The sequence below is a fragment of the Sphingobium xenophagum NBRC 107872 genome, from assembly GCF_000367345.1.
GTDB classification, from domain to species: Bacteria; Pseudomonadota; Alphaproteobacteria; order Sphingomonadales; family Sphingomonadaceae; genus Sphingobium; species Sphingobium xenophagum.
Map to the genome: position 1 here is coordinate 1 of NZ_BARE01000138.1, position 609 is coordinate 609.

Genomic DNA, 609 nt, shown 5'->3' on the forward strand with positions numbered 1-609 from the left:
CGAAGGCATGTTCGGCGGAGGACTGGCCGAGGCCGGCCTCGGCGCCCTGGGTGGCGGGGCCGGCGGTCTCGTCGGCGCCGGGCAGCGGCGGCAGGCCCTCGTCGGCCTTGGGCGCCATCTCCGCGGCGAGATCGCGGCGACGCGTCGGGCGCGACCAGACGACGTTGTAGCTGCCGTCCTCCTGGCGGAACGCCGACACGTAGAGCGGCGCGGCCAGGCTCGGGTCCTCGATCTTGCCGTTGAGGAACGCCTCGCCCGTGCCGTTCGAGAACAGCTCGAACAGCGCACCCACCTGCACCCACGCCCGCGACGCCGACAGCGCCAGAACCTCGAACTTGGGCGCCTTGGGATTGGCCGAGTGCACCTCGCGCAGCGCAACCGTCATGGCGATCGCCAGCGTCGCGATCTTGCCGACGAAAATGCCGGCGTCATTCTGCTTGATCGAACCGATGTTCATGGGAAAGTCTCCTGAAAGCGGTCTCGAACACCGTGTCCGAGCCACCTTCCTCCTTCCCCACTCCCCTCCTCGGCCGTTCGGCCGAGCAGGCGCGCAAGCGCCCATCCGAGCGCCGCAAAAGCGGCCTCGGGTCGAAACGCGTTGGGCGCTGG

At 69.8% G+C, this 609-nt stretch carries 1 protein-coding gene; it reads right to left on the bottom strand.

Annotated elements, in window-relative coordinates:
• On the bottom strand, nt 1-457 hold a 457-nt coding region (locus SX1_RS22250; RefSeq protein ID WP_019054872.1), incomplete at its 3' end, for a DUF736 domain-containing protein.
• Nucleotides 458-609 lie beyond the last annotated feature (152 nt).